Raw genomic sequence first — 20,589 nt, forward strand, 5'->3', positions numbered from 1 at the left:
CGTTCGCCCAACTTGCGAACGAACCGCTTGCTGGCCTCCCGACCGAGCCGCACTCTGTGCCCAAACCGGCACAAGCAACGCGGAAGGACAGGCGCAGGCAGTGGACAACGGGGTTCCCATCCGGGCGGTCAGCCGCACGCTTTCGGTGCTGCGCACGATCAACCACGAGCGCGAAGTCTCGCTCACCGACCTCGTCCGCATCGAGAACCTGCCCTACCCCACGATGTTCCGCATCGTGCAAACGCTCGTCCATGAAGGACTGATCGAACGCGACGCCAGCGGCAAGCGTTACCGGGCGACAGCGCTCGTCCACACGCTTTCCAGCGGTTACGACGACAGCGCCCTGCGCTCACGCGCGCAGCCGCACATGAGCGCGCTGACCCGCGAGGTAGGATGGCCCTTGCTGCTGTCGGTGCGGGTTGGCTCGCGCATGGTCATTCGCGCCTCGACCCACCATGAGACCACGCTCACCTTCCACAACTGGGAAGCCGGTTCGGCCATGCCGATGGAAGGGAGCGCCACCGGCCTTGCCTGGCTGGCCTACCTGCCCGAGGACCATGCCCGCGACCTGGTGAACTGGGGTAGCGACTACCACACCGGCGGCGAAGGCCCCGATGCGGACCGCCAGGAGACGATGTTCGAGACACTCGCCCGCATTCGGAACGAGGGCTACGCATGGCGCCCCTCGCTGTTCGGTGACGAAAACAAGACCTCCTCGATCTCGGTGCCGGTGCTCGATGGCGAGCGCATCCTCGCGGTTCTCACGCTGACCTACTTCTCTGCCGCGATGAAATCCGATGTCGCGCGGGAACGCTATGTGCAGCCGCTGATGGAAACTGCCGCCAGCATTGCCCGCAATGTCACCCCGGACTGCCCCTGAAAGCAACTTAAAGTCCTTCTCACAGAATGGATTTTCTCAAAAAGTTTCCATTAGGTGGAAACACTTTGCATTTCCTGCTGCGGCGCAGCGCAATTTGCCGATCCTCCTCCCACCACGACGCGAAACCGCGCGAACACAGGGGGAAGTACACAAATGGAAGGGGTTCCTATTCGCTCCGTCTGCCGGTCCATTTCGGTCCTGCAAGTCATCAATTCGCATGGGCCGCTGCCGCTAATGGACATCGCGCGCATCGGCAATCTGCCCTATCCCACGGTGTTTCGCATCGTGCAGACGCTCGTCCATGAGGGACTGGTCGAGCAAGAGCCGACGTCCAAGACCTACCGCCCGACCGCGCTCGTCGAATCGCTGGCCCACGGCTACCGCTCGGACGGCCCCTTGAGCGAGGCCAGCCGCGAGCCCATTGCCGCGCTCACCCGTGAGATCGGCTGGCCGGTCTTCGTCGCCGTGCGCGTCGGCCAGCGCATGGTCGTGCGCGAATCGACCCACGCCCAGACCTCGATGACCTTCGAACCGTGCAATCCGGGCGTCACCATTCCACTGCTCAGCAGCACCACGGGCCGTGCCTACCTCTCGGCCCTGCCGATCGCGCGCGTCCACGCGATCCTCGACAGCGCCGAGCGCAACCGCTGGGGTCTCGATCCCAACTTCGAGCGCGAGGCCTTCCTCGCCCGTCTCGAGCAGATCCGCGGCCGCGGCCTCAGCGCCGCCCCGTACACCTCGCGCGAAGCCAACCGTACCGCCTCGATCGCCGTGCCGATAGTGGCCGACGGCGAAGTGGAAGCGACACTCACGCTGACCTACTTCTTCAACGCGATGAACGAACAGACCGCGATCGCGCGCTACGCCGACCGTCTTCACGCGGTGGCCACGCGCATCTCCGACCGGCTCGAATGCCGCGCAGTGGCCGCCTAAAAACGGAAAGAAGATGAAAAATACCTTTCGAGGGGTCATCGCCCCTTGACCCCGTAATCGGCGACCTCACCTTTCTCGGCCAAGCCGGCGCGACAAAGGTTAGCTCGACAGGCTGAGGAACCCGAGGGCGATGGTCCTCGGAATCTTCTTTCCGTCATTCCGCTTCTTTCCTGCAAACTCCGGCGCTTGCAGATTCAGTCCCCTAGACCTGCCGGGCCGGGCGTCCTTGACAGCGCCCGGCAAAATGCAATGCTAACCCGAAATGCGTTGCCCAAAAACGCGCACCTCGGAGACATCATCACGCGATGCCGGCATTCTCGCGCTTCCTGCGCTACTTCATGGCCGTGGGCCGCCTCGGCTCGATCCGCAAGGCCGCGGACGAGCTGAACCTGTCGGCGTCGGCCATCGACCGCCAGATCCTCAACGTCGAGGCCGAACTGGGCATGCCGCTGTTCGAGCGCCTGCCCACCGGCCTCAAGCTGACCGCGGCGGGCGAACTGATGATGGCCAGCGCCCACCAGTGGGAAAAGGGCATGACCGAGGTCCGCGCGCGGATCGAGGACCTGCGCGGACTCAAGCGCGGTCACGTCGAGATCGCGGTAATCGATGCACTCACCCGCGGCTACATTCCCGAAACCATCCACCGCATCCAGCGCGACTATCCGGGCATCACGATCTCGCTGCGCGTGCTCGACAACGATTCGGTGCGGCGCGCGGTCGCGGAGGGCGAAGTTGATTGCGGGATCATGTTCGATCCCCAATCGCTGCGCGAATTGAACGTGCGCGCCTACGTGGAAGTGGTCCTCGGCTTCGTCACTCCGCCCGGCCATCCTTTCGGCGCGCGCGCGGAAGCCCGCTTCTCCCAATGCGTGGGCGAACCTATCATCGCGCCGGGCGAGCCGCTTGCCGTCGGCCAGCAGGTCGCCCTTCTCGAAGCGGCCACCAGCGCCCCCCTCGAACGGCGCGTCACCTCGGATAATATCCAGATGATAGCGGCACTTGTGCGCCAGGACGCGGGCATTGGCATCCTCACCTCGCTCGACGTGATGACCGAAGTGCAGGAAGGTCGCCTGCAGTTCACCCGCATCGCCGAACCGCTGCTGCGGCCCATGACGCTGGCGCTGTGCACCGCCTCCGCGCGCACGCCGTCCTACGCCGCCGCGTTGGTCCTGCGCGAGATCGGTAATGGCTACACCCGCCTTGACCATCGCAGCGCGCTGGCCGATTTCGGGACGGAAACGGCGCGCAAGGCAGGGGAATAGCGCGCGTTCCAATATTGTTTGCAGGGCCGGAATTGGGTAATTCGAAAGGCTCTCCCTCCCCCAAGTTTTCCTCTCAGGAGTCCCCCATGGACGACACGTCCGAGCCCCAACTGCAGTACCTCGAATACTACGAGGACTTCCTTGCCAAGGTGCGCGTTGTCTCGCGCAAGGTCACCGACAGTGACTGGATGCCCGATTTCGTGATCGGCATCGGACGCGGCGGCCTCGTCCCGGGCTGCTACGTTTCGCACCAGCTTGATGTGCCCATGCTCTCGATCGACCATTCCGCCAAGCAGCCCGACTTTGCCGACGAACTCCTCGCCAAGCTCGCGGTGATGAGTGCGCAAGGCAAGAAGCTGCTGTTCATCGACGACATCAACGACAGCGGCGGCACCATCGAGTTCCTGCGCGCGCGCCTTGCCGAACTGGGCGCGGACGCCAGCTTCGTGCGCTTTGCCGTCATCATCACCAACACCAGTTCGCGCGCGAAGACCGACTACTGGGCCCAGACCATCGATCGCAGCCACGACAAGCGCTGGTTCGTCTTCCCCTGGGAATCGGTCTCGACCCGGGAAACCATTACCGCCGAGGCGCTTTCGGTACCTGAAAGACTTGCCTGAGGCCTTCGCGCCTGCCCCTCCCGTGCGATAGCAGAAAGAATATCCCGTTCATGCGCATCTGTGTCTACCTCGGTTCTTCCCCAGGCCGTAACCCGATCTACCGCGAGACGGCCGAGCAGTTCGGCACGCTTCTCGCCAAGCGCGGCATAGGCCTCGTCTATGGCGGCGGTGAGGTGGGCCTGATGGGCGTGATCGCGGACGCGGTCTGCGCCGGGGGCGGCGAGGTGATCGGCGTCATCCCCGAAGCACTGCGCGCGCGCGAGAAAGACCACCAGGGCATCACCGAGCTGCACGTGGTCAAATCCATGCACGAACGCAAGGCGCTGATGGCCAAGCTCTCCGATGGCTTCGTCACGCTTCCGGGCGGCATCGGTACCTTCGAAGAGATGTTCGAGGCCTGGTGCTGGTCGCAGCTGGGCTACCACGCCAAGCCCGTGGGCCTGCTCAACGTGGGCGATTTCTACAACGGCCTCATCCAGTTCGTCGACAAGATCGTCTCCGAGGGCTTCCTCCAGGACCGCCACCGCGACATGCTGCTGGTCGACGACAACCCCGAGCGGCTCCTCGACCGCATCATCGAATTTATCCCGCCCCAAACCGAGCACTGGCTCCACGAAGGCGAAAACTGAGGCACAGTTAAAGCGGGTCGGCGGAAAAACACCTTCCGCCGGCCTGTTTCGCATGTCGCCCTAGGCAAAGCCCGCCTGCGCGAGAATGCCCCGCAACTGGGCATCGCGGGCCGAGGCGAGGTCGAGCAACTGCAAGTACGGATCCCCTGCAAGGCCCAGAACCTGTGCGAAGGCCGGTTCGGTCTTCACCCCGGAGCGGCGAAGCGCCCGCACCGCAGCGTGCAAAGCCCCGTCACCCAGGGCCAGCAAGCGCTCTTCGACCTCAAAGTGGCGCCATCCCGCCTGCATTATGACCGGCACTGGCGCGCCAAAGACTTCGAAGGGCAGATCGCAGATGGAAAACTGCGCGATCACCGCGCGCTTCCCGTGCGCCCACTGCCGCAGGGCAAAGTGCTCGCACCCTGCGAAACACGCCCATAGCTCCTGTGCAAACACCTCAGGTTCGGGCGCATGGCAAATGATGTCCACATCGCTGCCTGCAACGTCCAGTCCGAGCGGGAACGTGCCAACCACACGGGCATCGTAGGCCGCCAGGACGTCGGGCAGACCGCTCGTCGCGAGGATGCCGCGCCAGTCCACCCGATCAGTTGCCCTGCCGCTCGGCCCCTTCGCGCATGGCCGTGACCATCAGGTCCTCAAGCCTCACCGGGTCGATTGCCAGCACCACGTTCGCCTTGCGCTCGCCAAGCCCTGGTTGGTAGTGCTCGTGCCAACTCAGTGTAGCCCCGTACTTGGGCCCGAAATCGGTAACGTAATCCACGTAGAGCTGATCCGCCTTGGTGACGATGCCTGCGTCGAGCACATAGCCTGCCGCGATCTCGTCCCAGAGCGGGAAGCCCGGCTCGAGGCCTGCGATGAACGCCGCAACCTTGGCGGGCGCCACCTTCTGCAGCCGCGCTAGAAGTTCGGGCGTGCGCTGTGTGGCGGTGGAGGGATCGACCGGGATCACCGTCAGCTTGCGCCAGGGGCTGCGCGAGACGATGCTCGCGGCCTCGGGATCGAAGGCGACGTTGAACTCGCGGCGCGGGGTGTTCTCGAATTCGCGCGCGAACTCGGCGGCGGACTGACCCTCGAGCACCTGCTGGGGATTGAAGCTGCCGCCCATGTAGACGAGTTCCCCCACCAGCCCCGCAAATTCGGGATCGAGCCGCTGGGCGAGCGCCAGGTTGGTGAGTGGCCCGCACGCCACGATGGTGATCTCACCTGGGTACTTGCGCACCATCCGGATCAGGAAATTGGCCGCAATCTCATCCGACTTCTGCAAGTGCGGATTGCCGCCGGGCAGGTCCACCGGAGCGAAGGGGCCATGATATTCGGGCGTCGACTGCACGGTAGGCTCCACCCATTCGCGCATCCACGCACCTTTCCAGACAAGCTTGCCGTAGAGCCCTTCCCAGCGCGCGGTCGCGGCCTCGGAGTTGAGGAGCGGAAAGGTCGCCCCTTGCGCAACGGGAATTTCCTCGCGGCCCGTCAGCTCCAGCCCGCGCAGCGCAAGCGCGGTCGCCCGGTTGGCCCAGACATCGCCCGAGACCGTGGTAATGCCCACCACGTCGATCCTGCGGCTTTGCAGCAGCATGAGGTGCATGAGCGCAAAGCCCTCATCCTCGATGATGACCTTGCGGGGAGCGCCCTCCCCCACATGCGCCGCAAGGGCCGCCACCGGCACAAGGAACAAAGCCACGAGCAGCGCCAGCGCAAGGCTCGCACGCCTGTGCATCAGGCGACCTCGGCGACGAAGGCATCGATCGCGGCCAAATGGCGCGCGATGTCCTCTTGCGGCAGAAACGATCCGGTAAAGCTGTTGCGTGCAAGCGTCACCAGATCCTCGCGGCCCAGCCCGCGCGCCTGCGCCACCGCCCGATAGTTGTCCGCGATGTATCCGCCGAAATAGGCCGGATCATCGGAATTGAGCGTCGCCTTCAGGCCCGCCTTGAGCATGGTGTCGATGGGGTGCTGCACGATATCGTCGATCACGCAAAGCTTGAGGTTCGAGAGCGGACAGACCGTCAGCGTCATGCCGCTGTCCGCCAGCCGCTTGGTCAGCGCCGGGTCCTCGAGCGCGCGGTTGCCGTGATCGATGCGGTCAACGTCGATCAGGTCGAGCGCCTGGTAGACATATTCCGGTGGCCCCTCCTCGCCCGCGTGCGCGGTGAGCTTGAGGCCCTTTTCGCGCGCCGCGGCAAAGACCTGCGCGAACTTGATCGGGGGATGGCCGATCTCGCTGGAATCCAGCCCCACCGCAGCGATCCGGTCCAGCCAGGGCTCGGCCGCGGCCAGCGTATCGAACGCCGCCTCTTCGCTCAGGTGCCGCAGGAAGGAGAGGATGAGGCAACTGGTCATGCCATGCTTCGCATGCGCCTCGTCCATTGCCGAGAACAGCCCTTCGATCACTTCGGCAAAGGGGATGCCGCGATCGGTGTGGGTCTGGGGGTCGAACATCAGCTCGGCATGGACCACCCCGTCCCTCGCGGCCCGGTCGAAATAGGCCATGGCCATGTCGTGAAAATCGCGCCGCGTGCGCAGCACGTTGGCGCCTGCATAGTAAATGTCGAGGAAGTCTTGGAGCTTGGTGAACGCATAGGCTGCCCGAACCTCCTCCACGCTCGCATAGGGGATCTTGACCTGGTTGCGACGGGCCAGTTCGAACATCAGTTCGGGCTCGAGGCTGCCCTCGATATGCAAGTGCAGTTCGGCCTTGGGAAGCCCTGCAATAAACGTCTCAAGATCGGTCATCATGCTGTCCTTTCCCAGACGCATTCGCCCAGAATATAGGTGCGGGCAACAGCCCGGTCATCGCCCAGAACCTGAAGTGCAAACAGACGCTGCGCAAGAGGGGCCGCATGTGTACGACGTGCAAGGAGCGGCGTTGCGGCGGGATCGAGCACCACGAAGTCCGCCTCTTGCCCGACCTCGAGAGCGCCGACATTGTCGGCAATACCCAGAAGCTGCGCGCTTCCCAGCGTTGCCAGATACAGCGCACGGTATGGCGAGAGCCGGTCCTCACGCGCCAAAGCGGCCTGGTAGGCCAGTCCGGCAGTGTGCAGAAGTGAGAAGGTCGTGCCCGCGCCGACGTCACTGCCCAGCCCCAGCTTCACGCCAAAACGATCCGCCTGCCCGAAGTCGAAATGGCCCGATCCCAGGAACAGGTTGGAACTAGGACAGACCGCGATGCCTGCCCCGCTTTCCCACAGGCGCGTACAGGCGCGATCCGGCAGGTGAATACCATGCGCAAAGACCGAGCGCGGCCCGACCAGCCCGAAACGGTCATAGACATCAAGATAGTCCTCCGCCTCGGGAAAGCGCGCGGCAACCGCCGCGCACTCGTGGACGTTTTCGGCCAGATGCGTGTGCAGCAAAACCTCGGGATGGTCGGCCAGGAAAGCGCCCGCATCGGCCAGCTGCGCGTCGCTGGAGGTAAGCGCGAAACGCGGCGTCAGTGCATAGCCCAGCCGCCCACGTCCACGCCAGCGCCGGAGCAGCGCCTCGCTCTCGGCCCGTCCCGAGGCGACACTGTCGCGCAGGCCCTCGGGGCCTTCGTCCATCAGCACCTTGCCCGAGATCACCCGCATGCGCCGCGCCAGCGCCGCCTCGAACAGCGCGTCAACCGAATGTTCATGGACTGTTGCAAAGACCAGCGCGCTTGTCGTTCCGTTGCGCAGCATTTCGGTCAGGAACGCCTGCGCCAGGGCATCCGCATGGGCCCGCTCGGCAAAAGCCATCTCGGACGGGAAGATGTGTCGCTCCAACCAATCGAGCAATTGCTCGCCGTGCGCGGCCATGCTGTCCATCTGCGGATAGTGGACATGGGCATCGATGAAGCCCGGCACGACAAGGCCGGGCAGCGTCTCGGCCGGCACCTGGGCGAAACGCCCGGCCAGATCGGCATGGTGGCCCCGGGCCACGACGATCCCGTCCTCAACCACGAGCAGGCCATCCTCCTCGTGGCGAACCGCCGCCCCGTCGTCTGGCCCTGCATCGCGCGGATCACAGCTCACCGACAGGAATTCTCCCCGGAACGCGCGAAGTCCCATTACTGCCCCCTTAACTGAAGGAGCTGGGCCAGCACCGAAATCGCAATCACGTCGGGCTCCTTGCCTTTCACTCCCGGCACGCCGATGGGCGTCGTCAGGCGCGCGAGGGCCTCCTCGCCAATGCCATCGGCCTTGAGGCGCGAACGGAAGCGGGCGATCTTGGTCGACGAACCAATCAGCCCTACGAAGGCCATCGGATCGCGCGTAAGCGCGGTCAGGGTCAGGTGGTAATCGAGAGGATGGTCGTGCGTCAAAATCGCGATGGCCGCCTCGGGCGGCGCTTCCTCGATGCAGGTTGCAATGTCCTCGACGTCGACGATGGTCACTCCGTCGAGATCGGCCAGTTCCGGACGAATGTCGAACCAGGCCAGTTGGAGCGGCAGCCCCGTCGCGTGCCGCGCGATGGCCTGCCCGACATGGCCCGCTCCGAAAAGGTAAACTGGGCGCGAACGCTCCCCCACCGGCTCGATGATCCGCGCGCCCACCCCCGGTTTGTCGCCGCGCGCGGACTGGCGCGTTGCCGTCTCGCGGTCATGGATGCGGCGCAGTACGGCGCCGTCCTCAAAGCGTGTCTCCAGCATGCGGCCGGGCTCAGCCTCGTGCAGCCAGTCGAGCCCTGCGGGATCCAGATGCTCGATGAGGAGACGCACACGCCCGCCGCAGCATTGGCCAAGGAGAGGGCCGAGCGGATAGTCCTGCACGCGCCAGGTCCCGACCGGCAGGTCCAGGATCGCGCGCGCCTGTTGGGCGGCGCGAAACTCCAGTTGGCCGCCGCCAATCGTGCCCTGCTGGCCCGAAGTGGTCACCAGCATGCGCGTGCCGCCACCGCGCGGCGCCGAGCCCTCGGTCGCGAGCACGGAAACCATGGCGCACCGGCCAGGCTCAAGCCGCCGCAGCCAACCGATCCACTGCGTCATGCCGCAGCGTCCTCCTTGCGATGCCCCGAAATCGCGGCAAGCACCTTTTCGGGCGTTGCCGGTGCATCAAGTGGCGGCAGGCACCGCGCCTCGGGCACGCAGGCTCCTACCGCGCGGTTGAGGGCGGAAAAGACGGAGATCGCGAGCATGAAGGGTGGCTCTCCGACGGCCTTGGAACGGTTGATCGTAGGCTCGACGTTCTGCCCGTCCCATAGCTCGATGGTAAGGCGCTTCGGGCGGTCCGAGGCGGTCGGGATCTTGTAGGTTGCCGGGCTGTGGGTGAGCAAGCGCCCCTGCGCGTCCCAGACCAGTTCCTCGGTGGTGAGCCAACCCTGGCCCTGTACGAAACCGCCCTCGATCTGTCCCTTGTCGATGGCCGGATTGAGCGAGGCCCCCACGTCGTGAAGGATGTCGACGGCCAGCACCTTGTGCTCACCTGTCAGCATGTCCACCGCGACCTCGCTCACTGCGGCGCCATAGGAGAAGTAATAGAACGGACGGCCCTTGTGGGCAGCCCGGTCATAGGCAATGTCGGGCGTCGCATAAAAGCCGGTGGAACTGAGCGACACGCGGCCAATCTGTGCGCGCCGCGCCACTTCGCCGAAAGTGAGCCGGGCTGCGCCTGCCTGCACCCCCTCCGGGCCGAAGGTCACGTCCTCGGGCGTGCAGGCGTATGTCCGCGACAGGAAGTCGACGAGGCGCGCCTTGATCGTAGAGGCCGCGTTGAAGGCGGCCATGCCGTTGAGGTCCGCCCCGGAACTCGCCGCCGTCGCGGACGTGTTGGGTACTTTGTCGGTGCGGGTCGCCGTGCAGCGAATGGTGCCGAGCGGCACGCCGAAGACATCGGCGACAACCTGCGCCACCTTGACGTAGACCCCCTGCCCCATCTCGGTCCCGCCGTGGTTTACCTGGATCGAGCCATCGGCATAGACATGGACGAGCGCGCCCGCCTGGTTGAGATGGGTCGTCGTGAAACTGATCCCGAACTTGACCGGCGTCAGCGCAATGCCGCGCTTGAGAACAGGGCTTTGCGCATTGAACGCATGGATGGCCTTGTTGCGCGCATCGTAGCGCGCAGTTTCGCGCAGGCGCGCGATGATCTCGGGCGCGATGTTGTCCTTAATCTCCATGCCATAGGGCGTTTCGCTGCGCCCGGCCGCGTAGAGATTGGCGAGGCGCACTTCGAGAGGATCACGGCCCAGGCGCGTGGCGACATCGTCGAGGATCCGCTCGATGGCCAGCATCCCTTGCGGACCACCAAAGCCCCGAAAGGCGGTGGCCGAGACGGTGTTGGTCTTCAGCCGTTCCGAGACGATCTCGACGTTGGGCAAGTAATAGCAATTGTCCGCGTGGAACATCGCGCGGTCGTTGATAGCGGGCGAAAGATCGACGCTTGCCCCACACGTGCTCGAGAGGAACAGTGAAAGCGCCAGGAGATGCCCCTCCTCGTCGTAGCCGACCTCGTAGGCGACTTCGAAAGGGTGGCGTTTGCCGGTCATCACCATGTCGTCATCACGATCGCAGCGCAGCTTCGCGGGACGGCCAGTCCTCGCAGCGACGAGCGCGGCCGCAGCGGCAAAAAGCGCGGCCTGCGTTTCCTTGCCGCCGAAGGCCCCGCCCATGCGCCGCACTTCCACTGTCACATCGGCCGAGCTGAGGCCGAGCATGTGCGCGACCAAATGCTGCACTTCGCTGGGATGCTGGGTGGAGCTGACGATGTGCACAGCGCCGTCCTCGCCGGGGGTCGCCACCGCGATCTGGCCTTCCAGGTAGAAGTGGTCCTGCCCGCCCATCTCGAAGGCGCCCTTGGCGCGGTGCGGGGCGGATGCCAGAGTCGCCCCGGCATCGCCGCGCGCCATGCGCTGGGTCGGCTCGATCAGGCTGTTTGCCGCGCGCGCCTGTGCGGATGTAATCGCGGCGTCGAGCGGTTCGTATTCGATTTTGGCAAGACGTGCCGCACGCCGGGCGGCATCTCGGCTGGTTCCTGCGACCAGAAATAGCGCCTGCCCATGGCTCACCACTTCGTCCTCGGCCAGTAGCGGATCGTCATGCGCGACAGGCGCGACATCGTTGGCAGCGGGAATATCGGCGGCGGTGTAGACACTGTGGACACCGGGAGCCTGACGTACCGCCTCCAGGTCCATCGACACGATACGGGCGTGGGCCTCGCTGCTTTGGCCAAAGCACAAGTGCAGCATATCAGCCGGTTCGGCGAGGTCATCAGTATAGCGCGCTTGCCCCGTCACGTGCAGGTGTGCGCTTTCGTGCGGGTGCGAGGGCTTGGCGAGGACGCGCGCACCGAGATCGCAAGAGGGGTCACGATCAGCCATCGAGGGCCTCCAGATCCAGCACCGCCACAGAGTTGCCCTGCGCGCGCAACCAGAGGCGGTGCAAGAGATTCCCCCCAGCAGCCAGGCGGTAGTCGGCAGACCCGCGCACATCATCGAGCGGCGTGAAATCCTCGCGCAGCGCGCTGGCGGCGAGCGCCATGGTCTCCTGCGTGAAAGGCTGGCCGACCAGGGCCGCTTCGCACGCCGCCGCGCGGCGCGGGGTTGCCGCCATACCGCCAAAAGCTACACGGGCACAAGCAACGTCCCCCTTTTCCAGGGTCAGGGCAAAAGCCCCGCACACCGCGGAAATGTCGCTGTCGAAGCGACGCGAGAGCTTGGCGATGTGGATCACGGTACCGCTCGCCGGACGCGGGATGCGCACCCCGGCCACGAACTCGCCTTCGCGCAGGTCCTGCTTGCCGTAGTCCAAGAAGAAGTCTTCGAGAGGCAGCGTGCGCGTGCCCTCAGTGCTGCGCAACTTAAGCTGCGCGCCGAGCGCAATCAGCGCAGGCGGACCATCGCCAATGGGTGAGCCGTTGGCGATGTTGCCACCAATGGTGCCCGCGTTGCGGATCTGCAGCGCGGCGAAGCGGCGCCACAACTCGCCCAGGTCGGGATGAAGCTGCGCCAGGGCCGCATGCGCATCGGCGTGACGCACATTGGCGCCAAGAAACAACGCCTCATCGGTCGCTTCGATTGTAGCCAGCTCGGCAATGTCTCCGATGAAGATCGCGGTCTCGAGGGCCTTCAGGCCCTTGGTGATCCACAGCCCCACGTCGGTCGCTCCGGCCACCAGCGTGGCGTTCGGGTACTCACGGCAGAGCGAGGCCAACGCATCGGCGCTGCGCGGCGCAAACCAGCGCCGCCCCTCCCACTCGCCCGAGGCCGCTCCCCCTTCGATCTCGGCAAGCTGCGCGATCACCGCGGCATCGTTCTGCGCAAGAACCGACACCTCCTGCGCGGCCTCCAGAATGGGGCCATAACCGGTGCAGCGGCACAAGTTGCCCGCGATCACGTCCTCGACCGGAAGCTCGCAACCGGTTGCGCCAATGGCGCGGCCATGGAGCGACATGACGAAGCCCGGCGTGCAGAAGCCGCACTGCGAGGAACCGTTCGCCGCCATGCACGCCTGCAGCGGATTGGGAACGCCGTCATGGGCGAGGCTCTCCACCGTCATCAGCGCCTTGCCGTGCAGCATGGGAAGGAACTGGATGCAGGAATTGAGCGCCCGCCACTGTACCCTGTCACTCGCCTCCAGCGTCCCGACCAGCACCGTACAGGCGCCGCAGTCGCCCTCAGCGCAGCCTTCCTTGGTGCCGGTGCGGCGAAGCTGCGTGCGCAAAAAATCGAGGACCGACCCCGTCGGATCGACGGTATCGAGATCGATACGCTTGCCATCGAGAAGAAATGAGATCGCCATCTCAGCTGCCCCGATACGTCGAGTAGCCATAGGGCGAAACGAGCAGCGGTACGTGGTAGTGCGCGCCTGTTTCGGCAATGCCGAAATCGATCTGGACGACATCGAGGAACGGCGGTTCGGGCAGGTGCACACCCTTTTCCCGAAAATAGTCGGCGACGGCGAAACGCAGGTGATACCCGCCCGAAGGCACCTGGGGTAGGTCCGGGCAACGCCCGTCCGCGTTGCTCGTGCCTGTGAACAGCACCGAACCGCCTTCGGCGATCAATTCTATTGCGACCCCGCTGGCGGGCGTCCCATGGGCGGTGTCGAGAATGTGGGTCGAGAGAGTGTTCATGCCGCGTCTCCGACTTCGGGGAGTGGCCATTCGCCGACGAATTCGGGATCGTCGTAGGCGAGGAATTCTTCGACAAGCACGTCCTTGTCATCGAGAAACAGCTGGTCGGCAATGCTGCGCAGCAAACGCGGCAGAGCCAGATGCAGGCCCGAGAGCGCCGAGGCCGAGAGGCCCAGGCTGATCAGCGCGGAATAGTTGAAAGCGAACAGACCATGAAGCGGCGCGCCGTCAACACTTTTGCGCGGGCAGAACTCGAAACCGTCGCCGAGGTAGGGATGCGCATCGATGAGCGCGTTACGCGCGCCCTTGGGCGTCACGACCTCACCCCAGCGCGCGATAAGATCGGCGACGTCGGCAAGTTCCGGGCGAAGTGCCGGGTCACTGATGAGGCCGGTCGAGATGACCACGAAGTCGAATTCGTGATGGCCATGCGGCGTGGTCACGCGCACCAGGTCATTATGCTCGGCAACGTCCAGCCAGGGCGCGCCGGTGTGGAGGTGAAAGCCCGGCCAGGACGCGGCGCGCGCGAAGGTGTCGTTGGTCGGGGGCTGATTATGGCCCAGGAAGCAGTCCATCGCGGCGTACTTCGTCGCATCGTCAAGCGCCGGGTAGCGCGCGGCGAAGCCCACCTTCTCCATGAACCGGATCGGGTTCACGCGCGGCAGCTGTCTGCGGCGGATGAATACTTCGGCCGCTTCCACGCCTTGCGAAAGCGCGAAGTGCGCATTGTCGAAGGCCGAGGCCCCGCCCCCCAGGATGCCGATGCGCTTGCCATGAAGTGCGGCAAAGTCGATGGGCTCGCTCGTGTGCGCCCAGAGCGACTTGGGCAAGTTGTCGCGCACCATCGCCGGTGTGTGCCATTCTCCCCCGCCCTGGATGCCGGTGGCCAGGACCACCTTGCGCGCCAGTTCGCGACTGCCGTCGGCAAAGTGCAGACGGTGGAGCGCCTCATCCGGCAGCGGCTCGATCCGCACGAGCTTCGCCTCGTTGACGACGGGGAGGTCGAGGACACGGCGGTACCAGCGCAGGTAGTCCATCCAGTCGCCCCGCGCGATCTTGTCGAGCTCAGCCCAGCCCGCAGCGCCATGTTGCGCCTCCCACCAGGCCTGGTAGGTAAGCGAAGGCACACCGAAATCGAGGGGGGTAAGCGTCTTGGGCGTGCGCAGCGTGACCATGCGCGCATAGGTCTCCCATGGCCCCTCGAAGCCTGATGGGCTCTCGTCGAAGATCATGACGTTGGTCACGCCTTCGCGCCTGAGGCCAAAGGCCGTGGCCAGGCCGCACTGGCCGCCGCCGATGACAGCGACGTCGAGCACGTCTTCGCCCGCGAAGGTGCGCGGACGCACCCATTGCGGGCGGTTGAAGGCGACAAGCTCCAGTTCGCGTTCTAGGCGCTGTTCCAGTGCGCGCAGGCCCATCTGTTCGGTCATGCGAGGTCTTCCAGGCGCAGGCGGACAATCTCACCGATCTGCAAAAGGGCAGTGGCGATCTCGGTCTCGCGGTCGTTGGCGAGGCGTGCGCGCATGGCGGCAAGGATTCCGGCCTTGTCGGTCAGGCGCACGCAGATGATGAAGGGGAAGTCGAAGCGTTCGCGGTAGGCCGCGTTGAGCGCGTGGAACTCCTCGTATTCGGCAGGCGTAAGCCGGTCGAGCCCGGCGCTCGCCTGTTCCGATGCGCTCGCCTGGGTCAAGGTGCGGTCAATGGCGGCCTTGCCCGCAAGTTCGGGATGTGCGCGGATGAGCGCGAGCTGCTCGTCACGGCTGGCCGCATGGACCACGGCCATAAGATCGGCGTGCCGGTCTCCGAGTGTCGGGGCTGCATCGGCGCGCGCCTCGACCCAGAGGCTGTGTTCGAAGAGCGCGCCCATCAGTGAGTGCTTCCTTCCAGGCTGACGTGCGCGGAGACAACCTTCCAGCCGCCGAATTCGCCGTCATCGAACTTCACCCAGCTTTGCGTCTGGCGCCCGCGCCGCTCCAATCCCTCGCGGAAGAACTCGGCATCGGCGGTCGCGAAAGCATCGCCGTAGGTCACGATCGAAACCTTACCGAGCGTGCGCTGGGGCGAACCTCCACGCCCCTTTCGAAACGCGCGGATTTCCCCGATGCCGTAAAGCACTTCGCCTACGCCGTAGCGGTTGGTGGTTTGCGCCTCGTGAAAGAGCGCGTCCATCGCCGCGATGTCGTTCTCCATCAGCGCGCGTTCGTATGCGTGGAACGCGGCCGTGACCTCGGCGAGGAGAACGGGATCGTTGATCTTCATGCCTTGTCTCCGGCGTAAGGGTGCGTGGTCTGCCAGTGGCGGGCGATATCGATACGGCGCGCGATCCAGGCCTCGCCGCTTTGCGCGACATGGTCGAGGAACCGGCCGACCCAACGCGCGCGGCCCGGCTTCCCCGCGATGCGCGCATGCAAGCCTACCGACATCATCCGCCCGCCCTCCTCGACCAGCTGGTCATAGGTGTCGCGCATATGACGGAAGAACTGCTCGCCTTCGGTAAAGCCGTTGTAGGCGACGATCTTCATGTCGTTGACGTCGAGCGTATAGGGCACGACCAGCCGCGCACGGCCGTGCTTGTCGTCCCAGTAGGGCACGTCGTCGGCGTAGCTGTCGGCATCGTACACGAAACCGCCTTCCTCAGCCACCAGGCGCGCGGTGTTGGGCGAGGTCCGCCCCTGGTACCAGCCGAGCGGCCGGGTGCCCGTGACCTTTTCGTGGAGCGCGATGGCTTCGGCGATATGCGCGCGTTCGATCTCTTCGGGGACATTCTGATAATCGATCCAGCGCAGGCCGTGGCAGGCAATCTCCCAGTCGGCCGCGCGCATGGCGGCGACCGCTTCGCGATTGGCTTCAAGCGCTTTTGCGACGCCGAACACGGTCACCGGGAGGCTCCGCGATGCAAACAGGCGGTAGAGCCGCCAGAACCCGGCCCGGCTGCCGTATTCGTAGAGGCTTTCCATGGCCATCGCGCGGTCGGGGTGGCTGGCCGCGCCCACCATTTCGGAGAGGAAGGCCTCGGAACCCTTGTCGCCGTTGAGGACGCTGTTCTCCGCGCCTTCCTCATAGTTGATGACGAACTGGAGGGCGACGCGCTTGCCGCCCGGCCAGTGCTCCTCGGGCGGGTTGGCGCCGTAGCCAACAAGGTCGCGGGGCGTCGTGTTCATGCGATTTCTCCCACTCCGGCACTGTCCCAGGCTTCGATCGCAGCGGGCACCGCTTCGCCCAGCGGCAGCACGAAACCATGGGCGCGCAGGCTCGCCTCGAGCGCACCAAGCGTGATCAGCACCTTGTGCTTCATCGCGTTGTAGCCCATCGCGCCAAGCCGCCAGATCCGGCCCTGCAAGGGGCCGAACGCAGTGCCGATCTCGATCTCGAAGGTGTCGCGCATCATCGCGCGCACCGCCTCACCATCGACGCTGCCCGGGATGTGGACGCCCGTGACGTTGGTCATGCGGTGCGCGTCATCGCCAAAGACGGTGAGGCCCATCGCGCGCAGCCCCGCCGCCATCGCGCGGCCCGAGCGGGTATGGCGATCGTAGCGTGCGGCCAGTCCCTCCCCCAATGCCACGCGGGCACATTCGCGCGCGGCATAAAGCATCGAGGTCGCCTCGGTATGGTGATTGAGGCGCTTTTCCGACCAGTAGTCCATAATCATGGCGAGGTCGAAGTAGTTGGAGGCGATGCGCGGCCCCTGCCCATCCTCAAGCCCCTTCATGCGGATGCCCGCCTCGGTGTGGCGGCGCGCGAAGATATGCTCGGCCGCCGCGTCCGAGATGGTGATCGGGGCCGAACCGGAAGGCCCGCCAAGACACTTCTGCAGGCCACCGGTCACGACATCGACATCCCAGCGGTCGGCGGCCAGTTCCATGCCGCCGATGGTCGCGGTGGCATCGACGTAGGAGAGCGCGCCCGCCGCCCGGCACAGCGCGCCCAAACCATCAAGGGGCTGCGCCATCGTCGTCGAGGTATCGCCATGGATCGTCGCCACCAGTTTGGGCGAGGTGCGCGCGATGGCCTCCTCGATAGCCGCGAGCGGAACTACCTCGCCCCAGGGCGCCTCGATCGTTTCAATGCGTGCGCCGATACGGGTAAGAATCTCGGTAAGGAGCAGGCCAAAGCGGCCGAAGTTGACGACAAGCACCGTCTCGCCCGGCGCAACGAGGCTGACGAGGGCCGCCTCGATCCCGGCGCGCGCGGTCCCATCGACCAGCATCGTCCAGCGGTTCCGGGTGCCGAAGATCGGGCGGTAGAGCGCCATGACCTGCTCCATGTAGCCGGTCATTTCGAGATCGAACTGGCCCAGCAGATCCGCCGACATCGCGCGCAGTACGCGCGGGTGCGCGTTGACGGGGCCGGGCCCCATGAGCAGGCGCTGGGGCGGGTCGATCTCCCCGAAGAGAAGGGGATCGAGTTCAACGGGCATGGTGGCGCTCTCCGAGGCGGTCGAGAAAACCGAGCATGACGGCGAGCGCGACTTGCGCGTCGGCGGGCTCGACATGTTCGGCCGGGTTGTGGCTGATACCGCCCCGGCAGCGCAGGAACAGCATGGCGGTGGGGCACAGCGCGCCCAAGTTCATGGCATCGTGGCCCGCCCCCGAAACGAGGCGGAAAACGCGCTGGCCTGCGCTTTCGTGCGCGGCGTCGAGCAGCTCCATCAGCCCCTCGTCGCACGGGCTGGGCGGCAGGTCGTGGATGCACGCGACGTCCAGTTCGAGCGTGCGGGCCGCGGCAATCGCCTGACAGCGCGCCAGGATCGCCTCGGCCACGCGGTTACGGCGGCGGATATCGCCCGCGCGCACGTCGAGCGTGAAGCGCACTTCACCCGGAATGACGTTGGGCGCGCCGGGCAGTGCCTCGATCCGGCCGACGGTGGCGACGGAATCGGACATGTCGGCGGCGGCCACTTCCTCGGCGGCAAGCACCATCTGCGCGGCGCCCGGCAGCGGATCGCGGCGCAGCGGCATCGCGCTCGTCCCCGCGTGTCCGGCAAGCCCCTTAAGGGTAATCGCATAGCGCAGCTGCGCGGCGATGCCGGTGACCGTCCCCACGGCAAGGCCATTGGCTTCGAGCACCGGGCCCTGTTCGATGTGGGCTTCCAGATAGGCGAAGATGTCGCCCCGTGCGCGCCTGGCGGTGAGATATTCAGCCGGGTCCACTCCGGCCTCGGCCAGCCTCACACCTTGCCCATCGGCGATGTCGAGCGCGCCGCGCTCCAGTGTTCCGGCCACCGCACGGCTGGTCAGCATCGCGGCGGGAAAGCGGGAACCTTCCTCATCGCCAAAGGCATAGACCTCTATCGCGAAGGGAAAGCGGCGCCCCTTGGCGTTCAGCGCGGCCACGCACTCGATCCCCAGCATAATGCCCAGCGGTCCGTCGTAGGCACCGCCATCGCGCACCGAATCAAGGTGACTGGCGATCATCAGCGCGGGCACATCGGGACGGCTGGCCTCGTAACGGCCGATGAGGTTCGCAGCGGTATCGCGGCGCACCTGCATCCCGGCCTCTTCCATCCAGCCGGTCAGCGCCTCCTGCGCGGCGGCATAGGCAGGCGTCAGGTAGCCCCGGTAAAGCCCCCCTTCCATGTCGGAATAGGGGGGATCGCGCAGCGCGTCGCAGCGCGCGACGGCGCGGGCACCACCCGGCTTTGAAGGCGCGCCTACCATCCCAGCGCCGCCCCGTCGCTGCGCGGATCGCTCGCGCCTTCAAAGCTGCCTTCGGGCAGGCGCACCAGCGCGCCGGCATGCCCCATCATGGCGTTGGGCGGGCCGACCCGCTCGACATCGTGCCCCGCCGCCTCGAGCGCTGTGTAAAGCGCGGGAGCAAAACCGTCCTCCAGCTTGAGCGAGGTCGTGACATCGCCCCAGGTGCGCCCGAGCAGCCAGCGCGGTGCCGAGATTGCCTCCTGCAAGTCCACGCCGTAACGCGCATAGCGGGTAAAGAGCGCGGCCTGCGTCTGGGGTTGCCCCTCGCCGCCCATCGTGCCGTAGGCAATGATCCGCCCATCGTCGAAAAGCGCCATGGCGGGATTGAGCGTGTGGAAGGGCTTGCGCCCGGGGCTGAGGGCATTCCAGCCCTTTTCGGCCAGACGGAAGGACGAGCCCCGGTTCTGCCAGGTGATCCCGGTCTGCGGCAGGACCAGCCCCGAGCCGAACTCGAAGTAGGTCGACTGGATGCACGAGACCATCCGGCCCTCCCCATCGGCGGCGGCGAACCAGCAGGTATCACCCCACTGCGGGGGCTGCGGCCAGGCCATCGCTTTTGCAGGATTAATGCGCGCGGCCAGGACGTCGAGCGCCTCGGGATCGGAAAGCAGGCCCTGAAAATCGAAATTGGTGAAGGAAAGATCGCCCACGTGTGCATCGCGGAGCAGGAAGGCCTGCTTGGTCGCCTCGACGAGGCCGTGGACGTGATCGAAGCCATCTGCAGCCTCGGCCTGCAGTCGGTCGAACAGCGCGAGGATCAGGAGCGAGGCGAACCCTTGCGTGGGCGGTGCGGTGTTGAAGAGACGCGCGCCCATGATCGGCACCGAGAGAGGCGTAGGACGGCTCGCAGCATGCGCAGCGAGATCGGCGGCCGAAACCGGACTGCCCAATGCCACGAGGTCCTCTGCAATGCGCGCGGCCAGCGGGCCTGTGTAGAAACTCGCCAGTCCTTCGCGTGCGAGCGTACGCAGCGTTTCCGCGAGCGCAGGCTGGCGCAGCACGTCGCCTTCGGCCAGCGCGCGGCCTTCGGGCTCGAAGATTTCGGCATAGGCACCCGGCTGGCCACGCAGTTCCTCGCCCTTGGCCTGCGCAATCCCTGCCCCGCCTGCGGTCACCGCAACGCCGGTTTCGGCATGGACGATGGCGTCGCGCAGCAAACGGTCGAGCGGCAGCGTGCAGGCCGGATCGGCCAGCGCCGCCTCCCAGGCCGAGACCGTGCCCGCCACCGTGTTCGCAGCCAGAGGTCCGCGCTGAGGCACAGCATCAAGTCCCGCGTAGAGAGATAGGTCCGCGCTGGCCGCCGCTCCGCCCACACCGTGGATCGCATGGAGGCGCCCGTCGGGTTCGCGGATCAGCCAGAAGCCGTCGCCGCCGATTCCGGTCATGTGCGGATAGACCGCGCTCAGCGTGGCGGCGATGGCGACGCAGGCTTCCAGAGCCGTTCCACCCTCGGCGAGCACGTCACGGCCCGCCTGCGCGGCGAGGTGGTGAGGGGCGGTGGCAATGCCGTTTGGGGCGATGACGGTCTGCATGG

At 65.9% G+C, this 20,589-nt stretch carries 20 protein-coding genes; 5 read left to right on the forward strand and 15 right to left on the reverse strand.

The genetic code is table 11. From position 1 onward, the window contains the following. Positions 1-100: 100 nt before the first annotated feature. From FMM79_RS10815 to FMM79_RS10835, 5 genes are all read left to right on the forward strand, one after another. The gene (locus FMM79_RS10815) at positions 101-880 is read left to right on the forward strand and encodes a helix-turn-helix domain-containing protein (RefSeq protein WP_162528488.1); all 780 of its coding nucleotides are present in this window, start codon (positions 101-103) and stop codon (positions 878-880) included. Positions 881-1,033: 153 nt separating this feature from the next. Beyond that, a complete protein-coding gene (locus FMM79_RS10820) occupies positions 1,034-1,813 on the forward strand; it encodes an IclR family transcriptional regulator (protein WP_148627514.1) in 780 nt (259 codons plus the stop codon). 305 nt (positions 1,814-2,118) lie between these two features. Beyond that, positions 2,119-3,075, forward strand: a complete 957-nt coding sequence (locus FMM79_RS10825) for a LysR family transcriptional regulator (RefSeq protein ID WP_148627515.1) — start codon at positions 2,119-2,121, stop codon at positions 3,073-3,075. An 86-nt stretch (positions 3,076-3,161) separates the two neighbouring features. Next, positions 3,162-3,695, forward strand: a complete 534-nt coding sequence (locus FMM79_RS10830) for a phosphoribosyltransferase (protein WP_148627516.1) — start codon at positions 3,162-3,164, stop codon at positions 3,693-3,695. A 50-nt stretch (positions 3,696-3,745) separates the two neighbouring features. After that, positions 3,746-4,324 carry a TIGR00730 family Rossman fold protein gene (locus tag FMM79_RS10835; protein ID WP_148627517.1) on the forward strand — a complete coding sequence of 193 codons (579 nt, stop codon included), beginning with the start codon at positions 3,746-3,748 and terminating at the stop codon, positions 4,322-4,324. Positions 4,325-4,384: 60 nt separating this feature from the next. Here FMM79_RS10835 and FMM79_RS10840 read toward each other — a convergent pair whose 3' ends face one another. From FMM79_RS10840 to FMM79_RS10910, 15 genes are read right to left on the reverse strand one after another with little or no spacing between them, the layout of a single operon-like run. Then, positions 4,385-4,903 carry a DUF4269 domain-containing protein gene (locus FMM79_RS10840; RefSeq protein ID WP_148627518.1) on the reverse strand — a complete coding sequence of 173 codons (519 nt, stop codon included), beginning with the start codon at positions 4,901-4,903 and terminating at the stop codon, positions 4,385-4,387. 4 nt (positions 4,904-4,907) lie between these two features. Beyond that, the gene (locus tag FMM79_RS10845) at positions 4,908-6,041 is read right to left on the reverse strand and encodes a nucleoside hydrolase (RefSeq protein WP_148627519.1); all 1,134 of its coding nucleotides are present in this window, start codon (positions 6,039-6,041) and stop codon (positions 4,908-4,910) included. Further along, the gene (locus FMM79_RS10850) at positions 6,041-7,057 is read right to left on the reverse strand and encodes an adenosine deaminase (RefSeq protein WP_148627559.1); all 1,017 of its coding nucleotides are present in this window, start codon (positions 7,055-7,057) and stop codon (positions 6,041-6,043) included. The genes FMM79_RS10845 and FMM79_RS10850 overlap by 1 nt, the downstream gene beginning before the upstream one ends. Next, positions 7,057-8,355: a guanine deaminase gene (gene guaD, locus FMM79_RS10855; RefSeq protein WP_148627520.1), complete on the reverse strand. Its 1,299-nt coding sequence runs from the start codon at positions 8,353-8,355 to the stop codon at positions 7,057-7,059. The genes FMM79_RS10850 and guaD overlap by 1 nt, the downstream gene beginning before the upstream one ends. Next, a complete protein-coding gene (xdhC, locus tag FMM79_RS10860; protein WP_148627521.1) occupies positions 8,355-9,272 on the reverse strand; it encodes a xanthine dehydrogenase accessory protein XdhC in 918 nt (305 codons plus the stop codon). Before xdhC ends, guaD begins: the two co-directional genes overlap by 1 nt. Beyond that, positions 9,269-11,602 (reverse strand): xanthine dehydrogenase molybdopterin binding subunit, encoded by a 2,334-nt coding sequence (gene xdhB / locus FMM79_RS10865; RefSeq protein WP_148627522.1) that lies wholly within the window; start codon positions 11,600-11,602, stop codon positions 9,269-9,271. The genes xdhC and xdhB overlap by 4 nt, the downstream gene beginning before the upstream one ends. Further along, positions 11,595-13,022, reverse strand: a complete 1,428-nt coding sequence (gene xdhA, locus FMM79_RS10870) for a xanthine dehydrogenase small subunit (protein ID WP_148627523.1) — start codon at positions 13,020-13,022, stop codon at positions 11,595-11,597. Before xdhA ends, xdhB begins: the two co-directional genes overlap by 8 nt. A 1-nt stretch (position 13,023) precedes the next feature. After that, positions 13,024-13,356, reverse strand: a complete 333-nt coding sequence (uraH, locus tag FMM79_RS10875) for a hydroxyisourate hydrolase (RefSeq protein ID WP_148627524.1) — start codon at positions 13,354-13,356, stop codon at positions 13,024-13,026. Further along, on the reverse strand, positions 13,353-14,786 hold the full coding sequence (locus tag FMM79_RS10880) for an FAD/NAD(P)-binding protein (RefSeq protein WP_305778396.1): 1,434 nt from the start codon (positions 14,784-14,786) through the stop codon (positions 13,353-13,355). Before FMM79_RS10880 ends, uraH begins: the two co-directional genes overlap by 4 nt. After that, positions 14,783-15,223 (reverse strand): 2-oxo-4-hydroxy-4-carboxy-5-ureidoimidazoline decarboxylase, encoded by a 441-nt coding sequence (gene uraD, locus FMM79_RS10885; RefSeq protein ID WP_148627525.1) that lies wholly within the window; start codon positions 15,221-15,223, stop codon positions 14,783-14,785. The genes FMM79_RS10880 and uraD overlap by 4 nt, the downstream gene beginning before the upstream one ends. Further along, on the reverse strand, positions 15,223-15,615 hold the full coding sequence (gene hpxZ, locus FMM79_RS10890; RefSeq protein ID WP_148627526.1) for an oxalurate catabolism protein HpxZ: 393 nt from the start codon (positions 15,613-15,615) through the stop codon (positions 15,223-15,225). The genes uraD and hpxZ overlap by 1 nt, the downstream gene beginning before the upstream one ends. Further along, positions 15,612-16,517 (reverse strand): allantoinase PuuE, encoded by a 906-nt coding sequence (puuE, locus tag FMM79_RS10895; protein WP_148627527.1) that lies wholly within the window; start codon positions 16,515-16,517, stop codon positions 15,612-15,614. Before puuE ends, hpxZ begins: the two co-directional genes overlap by 4 nt. Continuing rightward, complete coding sequence (locus FMM79_RS10900; protein WP_148627528.1) at positions 16,514-17,776, reverse strand: alanine--glyoxylate aminotransferase family protein; 1,263 nt, start codon at positions 17,774-17,776, stop codon at positions 16,514-16,516. Before FMM79_RS10900 ends, puuE begins: the two co-directional genes overlap by 4 nt. Next, complete coding sequence (locus tag FMM79_RS10905; protein WP_148627529.1) at positions 17,766-19,016, reverse strand: allantoate amidohydrolase; 1,251 nt, start codon at positions 19,014-19,016, stop codon at positions 17,766-17,768. The genes FMM79_RS10900 and FMM79_RS10905 overlap by 11 nt, the downstream gene beginning before the upstream one ends. Further along, on the reverse strand, positions 19,010-20,587 hold the full coding sequence (locus tag FMM79_RS10910) for a gamma-glutamyltransferase family protein (protein WP_148627530.1): 1,578 nt from the start codon (positions 20,585-20,587) through the stop codon (positions 19,010-19,012). Before FMM79_RS10910 ends, FMM79_RS10905 begins: the two co-directional genes overlap by 7 nt. Positions 20,588-20,589 lie beyond the last annotated feature (2 nt).

It is taken from the genome of Novosphingobium sp. BW1, assembly GCF_008107685.1.
Lineage (GTDB): Bacteria > Pseudomonadota > Alphaproteobacteria > Sphingomonadales > Sphingomonadaceae > Novosphingobium.

Bases quoted from the DNA above. Each gene is read 5' to 3' on its own strand.
- FMM79_RS10845 (WP_148627519.1), bottom strand. From the start codon at position 6,041: ATGCACAGGCGTGCGAGCCTTGCGCTGGCGCTGCTCGTGGCTTTGTTC.
- FMM79_RS10835 (WP_148627517.1), top strand. From the start codon at position 3,746: ATGCGCATCTGTGTCTACCTCGGTTCTTCCCCAGGCCGTAACCCGATC.
- uraD (WP_148627525.1), bottom strand. From the start codon at position 15,223: ATGGGCGCGCTCTTCGAACACAGCCTCTGGGTCGAGGCGCGCGCCGAT.
- xdhC (WP_148627521.1), bottom strand. From the start codon at position 9,272: ATGACGCAGTGGATCGGTTGGCTGCGGCGGCTTGAGCCTGGCCGGTGC.
- uraH (WP_148627524.1), bottom strand. From the start codon at position 13,356: ATGAACACTCTCTCGACCCACATTCTCGACACCGCCCATGGGACGCCC.
- FMM79_RS10900 (WP_148627528.1), bottom strand. From the start codon at position 17,776: ATGCCCGTTGAACTCGATCCCCTTCTCTTCGGGGAGATCGACCCGCCC.
- FMM79_RS10850 (WP_148627559.1), bottom strand. From the start codon at position 7,057: ATGACCGATCTTGAGACGTTTATTGCAGGGCTTCCCAAGGCCGAACTG.
- hpxZ (WP_148627526.1), bottom strand. From the start codon at position 15,615: ATGAAGATCAACGATCCCGTTCTCCTCGCCGAGGTCACGGCCGCGTTC.
- FMM79_RS10880 (WP_305778396.1), bottom strand. From the start codon at position 14,786: ATGACCGAACAGATGGGCCTGCGCGCACTGGAACAGCGCCTAGAACGC.
- FMM79_RS10905 (WP_148627529.1), bottom strand. From the start codon at position 19,016: ATGGTAGGCGCGCCTTCAAAGCCGGGTGGTGCCCGCGCCGTCGCGCGC.
- xdhA (WP_148627523.1), bottom strand. From the start codon at position 13,022: ATGGCGATCTCATTTCTTCTCGATGGCAAGCGTATCGATCTCGATACC.
- guaD (WP_148627520.1), bottom strand. From the start codon at position 8,355: ATGGGACTTCGCGCGTTCCGGGGAGAATTCCTGTCGGTGAGCTGTGAT.
- xdhB (WP_148627522.1), bottom strand. From the start codon at position 11,602: ATGGCTGATCGTGACCCCTCTTGCGATCTCGGTGCGCGCGTCCTCGCC.
- FMM79_RS10830 (WP_148627516.1), top strand. From the start codon at position 3,162: ATGGACGACACGTCCGAGCCCCAACTGCAGTACCTCGAATACTACGAG.
- puuE (WP_148627527.1), bottom strand. From the start codon at position 16,517: ATGAACACGACGCCCCGCGACCTTGTTGGCTACGGCGCCAACCCGCCC.
- FMM79_RS10820 (WP_148627514.1), top strand. From the start codon at position 1,034: ATGGAAGGGGTTCCTATTCGCTCCGTCTGCCGGTCCATTTCGGTCCTG.
- FMM79_RS10910 (WP_148627530.1), bottom strand. From the start codon at position 20,587: ATGCAGACCGTCATCGCCCCAAACGGCATTGCCACCGCCCCTCACCAC.
- FMM79_RS10825 (WP_148627515.1), top strand. From the start codon at position 2,119: ATGCCGGCATTCTCGCGCTTCCTGCGCTACTTCATGGCCGTGGGCCGC.